This window comes from Roseateles sp. P5_E11, assembly GCF_054049355.1.
Map to the genome: position 1 here is coordinate 1 of NZ_JBFUMO010000295.1, position 7,094 is coordinate 7,094.

Annotated in this window: 8 protein-coding genes; 2 read left to right on the forward strand and 6 right to left on the reverse strand. The window is 66.8% G+C overall.

The genetic code is table 11. The features are described 5' to 3' along the window. The first annotated feature begins 215 nt into the window (after positions 1-215). Together ACXJKR_RS19660 and pdeM are read left to right on the forward strand one after the other, a co-directional pair. Positions 216-2,726, forward strand: coding sequence for a ligase-associated DNA damage response DEXH box helicase (locus ACXJKR_RS19660; protein ID WP_457324251.1), 2,511 nt, complete (start codon positions 216-218; stop codon positions 2,724-2,726). Beyond that, complete coding sequence (pdeM, locus tag ACXJKR_RS19665) at positions 2,723-3,382, forward strand: ligase-associated DNA damage response endonuclease PdeM (RefSeq protein WP_457324252.1); 660 nt, start codon at positions 2,723-2,725, stop codon at positions 3,380-3,382. Before ACXJKR_RS19660 ends, pdeM begins: the two co-directional genes overlap by 4 nt. 9 nt (positions 3,383-3,391) lie before the next feature. Here the strand turns inward: pdeM and ACXJKR_RS19670 are convergent, their stop codons facing one another. The 6 genes from ACXJKR_RS19670 to rpsK all read right to left on the reverse strand — a co-directional run bounded on the left by ACXJKR_RS19670 (position 3,392) and on the right by rpsK (position 7,009). Then, entirely contained in the window at positions 3,392-3,580 is a 189-nt protein-coding gene (locus ACXJKR_RS19670; protein WP_457324253.1) for a hypothetical protein, read from the reverse strand. Between the two features lie 8 nt (positions 3,581-3,588). Beyond that, complete coding sequence (locus ACXJKR_RS19675; RefSeq protein ID WP_457324254.1) at positions 3,589-3,933, reverse strand: PRC-barrel domain-containing protein; 345 nt, start codon at positions 3,931-3,933, stop codon at positions 3,589-3,591. Positions 3,934-4,094: 161 nt separating this feature from the next. Continuing rightward, a complete protein-coding gene (gene rplQ, locus ACXJKR_RS19680; RefSeq protein WP_056194184.1) occupies positions 4,095-4,484 on the reverse strand; it encodes a 50S ribosomal protein L17 in 390 nt (129 codons plus the stop codon). Positions 4,485-4,619: 135 nt separating this feature from the next. Beyond that, complete coding sequence (locus tag ACXJKR_RS19685) at positions 4,620-5,609, reverse strand: DNA-directed RNA polymerase subunit alpha (RefSeq protein ID WP_457324255.1); 990 nt, start codon at positions 5,607-5,609, stop codon at positions 4,620-4,622. 138 nt (positions 5,610-5,747) lie between these two features. Beyond that, complete coding sequence (gene rpsD, locus ACXJKR_RS19690; protein ID WP_457324256.1) at positions 5,748-6,371, reverse strand: 30S ribosomal protein S4; 624 nt, start codon at positions 6,369-6,371, stop codon at positions 5,748-5,750. A 233-nt stretch (positions 6,372-6,604) separates the two neighbouring features. Further along, positions 6,605-7,009 (reverse strand): 30S ribosomal protein S11, encoded by a 405-nt coding sequence (gene rpsK, locus ACXJKR_RS19695; protein ID WP_056194196.1) that lies wholly within the window; start codon positions 7,007-7,009, stop codon positions 6,605-6,607. Positions 7,010-7,094: the final 85 nt, after the last annotated feature.

The following is a 7,094-nucleotide window of genomic DNA, read 5'->3' on the forward strand; positions in this document are numbered from 1 at the left end:
GCTGGTGACAGGGGCAGCGGCGAGAGCGCAGCGGSTCGCGTCTGCCCACTCACCGAGCGTTTTCGCGCGCCGCTCTTGGCGGCGTCGCGCTGGTGTGCGGTTCAGCGCCTCTTCTTTGGTAACTTTCTTCTGGCSCCGCAGAAGAAAGTTACCCGGCCGCCGGGACGGACTCCCGGCAATGCGGCGATCAAGCGCACGCCAGGCAAAGACTCCCAATGCCTAGCCCTACCACCAGTTGGCTTGAAAGCAAGGGCTGGAAAGCCTTCCCCTTCCAGCGCACCGTCTGGAAGGAAATGAAGCAAGGCCACTCCGGCCTCCTCCACGCCACCACCGGCTCCGGCAAGACCTTGGCCGTCTGGCTCGGCGCGCTGCAAGCCTTCGGCGGCAAGGAAGCGCCGCTGACCGTCATCTGGGTCACACCGATGCGCGCCCTCAGCCACGACACGCTGCTGGCCCTGCAAGACGCCGCCGCCACGCTCGCTCCGGACTGGACACTGGCCGCCCGCACCGGCGACACATCCAGCAGCGAGCGCGCCTCACAGCAACGCCGTTGGCCGACCGCGCTCGTCACCACACCCGAGTCCCTGAGCCTGATGCTGTCCCGCGCCGACGCCCCGGACATCCTGAAGCGCGTGCGCCTGGTCGTCGTCGATGAATGGCATGAATTGCTGGGCACGAAGCGCGGCGTGCAACTGCAGCTGGCGCTGGCGCGGCTGCGGCGCTGGAACCCGGCGCTGATGACCTGGGGCCTGTCGGCCACGCTGGCCAATCTCGACGAGGCGCGTGACGTGCTGGCGCCGGAGGCGGTGCTGGTGCGYGGCGCCCAGGACAAGAAGATCGACATCGCGACGCTGCTGCCCGCTCGCATCGAGCGCTTCGCCTGGGGCGGCCACATGGGTCTGACCATGCTGCCGGCCGTCGCCGAGCTGATCGACAAGGCGGCCAGCACCTTGGTGTTCACCAACACGCGCTCCCAGAGCGAGCGCTGGTTCCAGGCGCTGCTGGACGCACGGCCCGACTGGGCAGGCGCGATCGCCCTGCACCACGGCTCCATCGACGCCGAGTTGCGCCGGTGGGTGGAGGCGGCCATGAAGGCTGGTCAGCTCAAGGCCGTGGTGTGCACGGCCAGCCTGGATCTGGGTGTGGACTTCCTGCCGGTGGACCAGGTGCTGCAGATCGGCTCGGCCAAGGGCGTCGCGCGGTTGCTGCAGCGCGCGGGCCGCAGCGGCCATGCGCCGGGGCGGCGCTCGCGCGTGACCATGGTGCCGACGCACAGCCTGGAGATCGTCGAGGCCTCGGCCCTGCGCGCCGCCGTGGAGGCCGGCCGCATCGAGCCGCGCCATGCGCCGGCGGCGCCGCTGGACGTGCTGGTGCAGCACCTCGTCACCGTCGCGCTGGGCGGCGGCTTCCGGCCCGCGCAGCTGCTCGCCGAGGTGCGCACGGCACCGAGCTATCGGCATCTGAGCGACGAGGCCTGGCAATGGGCCCTGGCCTTTGTGCGCCATGGCGGCGAGAGCCTGCGCGCCTACCCGGACTTCCAGCGCGTGGTGCCCGACGACGAGGGCGTGTGGCGTGTGCCGGACGCGCGGCTGGCGCGGCGCCACCGCAGCAACATCGGCACCATCGTGTCGGACGCCATGATGAGCGTGCAGTTCCTGGGCGGGGGGCGCATCGCGACGGTGGAGGAGAGCTTCATCGCGCGGCTCAAGCCCGGTGATGTCTTCCTGCTGGGCGGCCGGGCGCTGGAGCTGGTGCGCGTCGAAGGGCTGACCGCCTATGTGCGCATCGGCAAACCGGGCCGCGCACTGCTGCCGCGCTGGAACGGCGGGCAGTTCCCGATCTCCGACACGCTGGCCGATGCGATGCTGGAGCGCTTCGATGAAGCGGCGCAGGGTCGCTATCTGGACAAGGAGATGCGCTTCGTCGCACCGCTGCTGAAGCTGCAGGCCGAATGGTCGGCCCTGCCCGGGCCGCAGCGGCTGCTGGCCGAGGTGCAGACCTCGTCGGACGGCCATCACCTCTTCCTCTACCCGTTCGCCGGCCGCACGGTGCACCTTGGCCTGGCCTGGCTGCTGGCCTGGCGCGTGGGGCGCGACACGCCGGCCACCTTCACCGTCGCCATCAACGAATACGGCATGGAGCTGCTCAGCGCCACCGACGTCGACTGGGCCACGCGCCTGCCGCAGCTGCTTGCGGCCGTCGATCGCCACACGCTGCGGCAGGAGGTGCTGGCCAGCATCAACGCCAGCGAGCTGGCGCGCCGGCGCTTCCGGCAGATCGCGCGCATCTCGGGGCTGATCTTCCAGAGCCATCCCGGCGAGGTGCGCAGCCAACGCCAGCTACAGGCATCGAGCTCGCTGTACTTCGATGTCTTTCGCCAGCACGACCCGGGCAACCGCCTGCTGCGCCAGGCCGAGGAGGAGCTGCTGTCGGCCGAGCTGGATGAGGATTCGCTGGCGCGCACGCTGGACCGATTGGCTGCAATGCCGCTGGATTTGCAGCGGCCAAAGCAGACCTCGCCGCTGGCCTTTCCGCTGCTGGTCGAGATGCTGCGCGAACGGGTGACGACCGAGTCACTGGCACAGCGGCTCACGCGCATGCTGGCGGAGCTGGAGGCGGCGGCGGGCGGCGGTGCGATGCCGCAGGATGTGGGTGAGCGGCTGGCCTTCGGGCAGGAGAGCGACAAGGCCAACGGGCGCGGTGGTGCGCGGCGGAGGCGGCGGTGAGCCTCAGTATCGAAGCTGCCGGCGAGACCTTGTGGCTGCTGCCGGACGGTGCAGCTTGGTGGCCCACCGCGCGCACGCTGTTCGCCGCCGACCTGCACCTGGGCAAGGGCGCTGCCTTTCGCGCGCAGGGGCAGGCGGTGCCGGCTGGCAGCAGCGCGCGCACATTGGCGCGGCTGGAAGCGCTGGTAGCGACGCACCGCGCGACTCGACTCGTCGTGCTGGGTGATTTCTGGCACAGCGCCGAGGGGCTGACGCCGGCCCTGCTCGAATCGGTCGACGGCTTTGCGCGACGCGTACCGACCGTGCTCGTACTCGGCAACCACGACCGGCGCATTCATCCGCCAGGCTTGCCGATGGAGGTTGTCAGCACGGCATGGGCGTTAGGCCCTTTGACAGCTGCGCATGAGCCACCGCCACCCGGCGCAGCGGGCTTCACGCTTGCAGGGCATTGGCACCCCGCCGTCGTCATCGCCAGCCGTGCGGGGGACCGACTGCGCCGGCCTTGCTTCGTGCGCTACCCGCACGCCCTGGTGCTGCCGGCCTTCGGCGGCCTCACCGGTGCGCTGACGCTGCGGCGCGCGGACCTTGCCCGGCACAGCGCGCAAGTGGCGGTGCTTGGCGACGGCGATCTGCACTGGCTGCCTTTGCGCCGTTAACGCGGCTGGTCAGATCTTGTGCTGAGGCGGGCCCTGGGGTGCTTCACGCGCCGTGCCGTCTTTCTGGCGCGCCGGCGCCTTGGCCTGCTTGGTCAGCGTCTGCCCTTGGGTGGCCTTGGTTGTGGCGAATTCGCTGGCGGTGTGCGTCACTGGGCCGGACTGGGCGTTGTGGCTGCGGCCAAGATGGGACTTGCTCATGGTGCGCCTCACTGCCAGTTGAAGCCGTAGTGGGTATAGACGCTGCGGCCGTAGTCCTCGGTGTAGGCCGGCGCTGCGTCCTTGGCGTACCGCGGCGCATCGGTCAGCAGGTCGCGATCCAGGTTGACGACATAGCCATCCTTGCTGGTGTCGTACTTCAGCATGTCCCAGGGCAGCGGGTAGCGGTCGGTACCCAGGCCGAGAAAGCCGCCGAATTCCAGTGCGGCATAACGCACATGGCCGGTGCGCTTGTCGATGACGAGGTCGTCGATGGCGCCGAGCTTGTCGCCGGCGAGGTCGTAGACCGCGGTGCCCTCGACCTTGGCCGAGGAGATGGTGGGGTGGAGGCTCATGGCGGGCTCCTGCGAAGTGGAAGCGGCGTTCCACTGTGCACGCGCCGGGGCCGCGGTGTCGTCAGGCTGGGTTTGCCTTGCGCGTAGGAGGGGGCCGACGCCGCGAGCGCCCATGAAAAAGCCCGCACGAGGCGGGCTTCATGGATCAGCGCGGGCTGAACTTATTCGACGGCTTCGCCAGCGGTCTCGCCTTCGGCGCGATCCACCAGCTCAACGAAAGCCATGGGCGCGTTGTCGCCGACGCGGAAGCCCATCTTCAGGATGCGGGTGTAGCCGCCCGGACGAGCCGCGAAGCGCGGGCCCAGCACGTTGAACAGCTTGCTGACGATGTCGCGGTCGCGCAGGCGGTCGAAAGCCAGGCGGCGGTTGGCCAGCGTAGGTTCCTTGGCGAGCGTGATGAGGGGCTCAACAACGCGGCGCAGTTCCTTGGCCTTGGGGACCGTGGTCTTGATGGCTTCGTGCTCGAGCAGAGACACGCACATATTGCGCAGCATGGCAGCGCGGTGGGCGCTGGTGCGGTTGAGTTTACGGAGGCCGTTACGGTGACGCATGGTGCTATTCCTTTTTCACTTTGTTAATGCCAGCAGCCGGATCAGGTACTGCTGGTTGCACGATCAAACGCACCAAAGTGCGTTTGTCATCCGATGACGGCCTTCAGGCCGTCTTTTCTGTTCGAGCGAAGCGGATTACCGCTTGTCCAGGCCTTGCGGGGGCCAGTTTTCCAGGCGGGCGCCGAGGGTGAGGCCGCGGGAAGCCAGGACTTCCTTGATCTCGTTGAGCGACTTGCGACCCAGGTTGGGGGTCTTCAGCAGCTCGGTCTCGGTGCGCTGGATCAGATCGCCGATGTAGTAGATGTTTTCGGCCTTCAGGCAGTTKGCCGAACGCACGGTGAGCTCGAGTTCGTCGACCGGGCGCAGCAGGATCGGGTCGAAGCTGCTGGAGCGCTGGGCCGGCTGGTCGAAGGCGTCGACCAGGTCGGTGCCTTGCAGCTGGGCGAAGACGGCCAGTTGCTCAACCAGGATCTTGGCCGAAGCACGGATCGCTTCCTCGGGCGAGATGGCGCCGTTGGTTTCGATTTCCATGACCAGCTTGTCCAGGTCGGTACGCTGCTCGACGCGGGCGTTTTCGACGGCGTAGCTGACGCGCTTGACGGGCGAGAACGAGGCGTCCAGGACGATGCGGCCGATGCTCTTGGTCGGCTCGTCGCCGAAGCGGCGCATCGTGCCGGGCACATAGCCACGGCCCTTCTCGACCTTGATCTGCATGTCGAGCTTGCCGCCCTGCGACAGGTGGGCAATGACGTGCTCGGGATTGATGATCTCGACGTCGTGCGGGGTCTGGATGTCGGCCGCGGTGACGGGGCCTTCGCCTTCCTTGCGCAGGAMCAGGGTCACTTCTTCACGGTTGTGCAGGCGGAAGACGACGCCCTTGAGGTTCAGCATGATGTGAACCACGTCCTCTTGCACGCCGTCGATGGCCGAGTACTCGTGGAGCACGCCGGCAATCGTCACTTCCGTCGGCGCATACCCCACCATCGACGAGAGCAGCACACGGCGCAGGGCGTTGCCCAGGGTGTGACCGTAGCCGCGTTCGAACGGCTCCAGGGTGACCTTGGCGCGATGACCGCCCAGGGGCTCCACGTTGATGGACTTGGGTTTGAGCAAGTTGGTTTGCATGAGGTCTTTCTTTCAATACCCTCGGTTCGTTACACCGATAAGGCTGAGGACCAGCCGGGCAGAGCCTACGAAGGGCAAAAGCCCGGACGAGGAAACGCCGACCGCGCCCAAAGCAGGCGTGGTCGGCGGGGGAAATCATTAACGCGAGTACAACTCGACGATCAGCGATTCGTTGATCTCGGCGCCGAACTCATCGCGGTCCGGAGCCTTCTTGAACACGCCTTCGAGCTTGGTGYCGTCGACGCTGACCCAGGCCGGCAGGCCGATGGAATCAGCGAGCTTGAACGACTCGGTGACGCGCAATTGCTTCTTGGCCTTGTCGCGCACGGCGACGGTGTCACCGGCCTTGACCAGGTAGGAAGCGATGTTGACGACCTCGCCGTTCACCGTGACGCCCTTGTGCGAAACCAGCTGGCGGGCTTCTGCGCGGGTGGAGCCGAAGYCCATGCGGTAGACGACGTTGTCCAGACGCGATTCCAGCAGCTGCAGCAGGTTCACGCCGGTCGAGCCCTTGCGGCGCTCGGCTTCGGCGAAGTAGCGGCGGAACTGGCGCTCCAGCRCGCCGTACATGCGCTTGACCTTCTGCTTCTCGCGCAGCTGCAGGCCGAAGTCGGACGTGCGTTGGCCGGAGGTGCGGCCGTGCTGGCCGGGCTTGGAGTCGAACTTGACCTTGTCGCTGATGGCGCGGCGGGCGCTCTTCAGGTAGAGGTCGGTGCCTTCGCGGCGGGAAAGTTTGCCCTTGGGGCCGAGGTAACGTGCCACTTTGCGTGTCCTTGTTCAATCTGACGCCAAGCCTCAAATCCGAGGTTGTTGACGCGAGTCCAGCCGGTTTTTTTATGGGCTTGGACGGTGGGCTTATGAGCCGTCTCGAAAATGAGATCGACTCAAGACTGAAGCCGGCGCGGCACAAAGTGCCCGCCGGCTCCGGGAAAACGTGCGATTATCGCACCGCCATCCGAATCTGCAATGTCCCTGTCACCTAGAGGTGAATGGGATCAGATACGGCGACGCTTCTGCGGACGGCAGCCGTTGTGCGGCACGGGCGTCACGTCAGAGATCGAGTTGATGCGAATGCCCAGCGCTGCCAGGGCGCGAACCGACGACTCACGACCCGGGCCGGGGCCCTTGATCTTGACGTCGAGGTTCTTGATGCCCTGCTCTTGTGCAGCGCGGCCAGCCACTTCAGCTGCCACCTGGGCTGCAAAGGGGGTCGACTTGCGCGAGCCCTTGAAGCCTTGGCCACCCGACGAAGCCCACGACAGGGCGCCGCCTTGACGGTCAGTGATGGTGATGATGGTGTTGTTGAACGAGGCGTGGACGTGCGCGATGCCGTCTGCAACGTTCTTGCGGACCTTCTTGCGAACCCGCTGGGCAGCCGAATTGTTGGGTGCTTTTGCCATGATGAGCTTCTTTCAGTTCGGGCAGCTTACATGTCWCTTATACACATCTCCGAGCCCACGAGACAGGCCAACATCTCGTATGCCG

What these genes read in the sequence shown, in the direction of transcription:
- ACXJKR_RS19670 (WP_457324253.1), bottom strand. Translation starts at nt 3,580, where the DNA reads ATGAGCAAGTCCCATCTTGGCCGCAGCCACAACGCCCAGTCCGGCCCA.
- ACXJKR_RS19675 (WP_457324254.1), bottom strand. Translation starts at nt 3,933, where the DNA reads ATGAGCCTCCACCCCACCATCTCCTCGGCCAAGGTCGAGGGCACCGCG.
- rplQ (WP_056194184.1), bottom strand. Translation starts at nt 4,484, where the DNA reads ATGCGTCACCGTAACGGCCTCCGTAAACTCAACCGCACCAGCGCCCAC.
- rpsK (WP_056194196.1), bottom strand. Translation starts at nt 7,009, where the DNA reads ATGGCAAAAGCACCCAACAATTCGGCTGCCCAGCGGGTTCGCAAGAAG.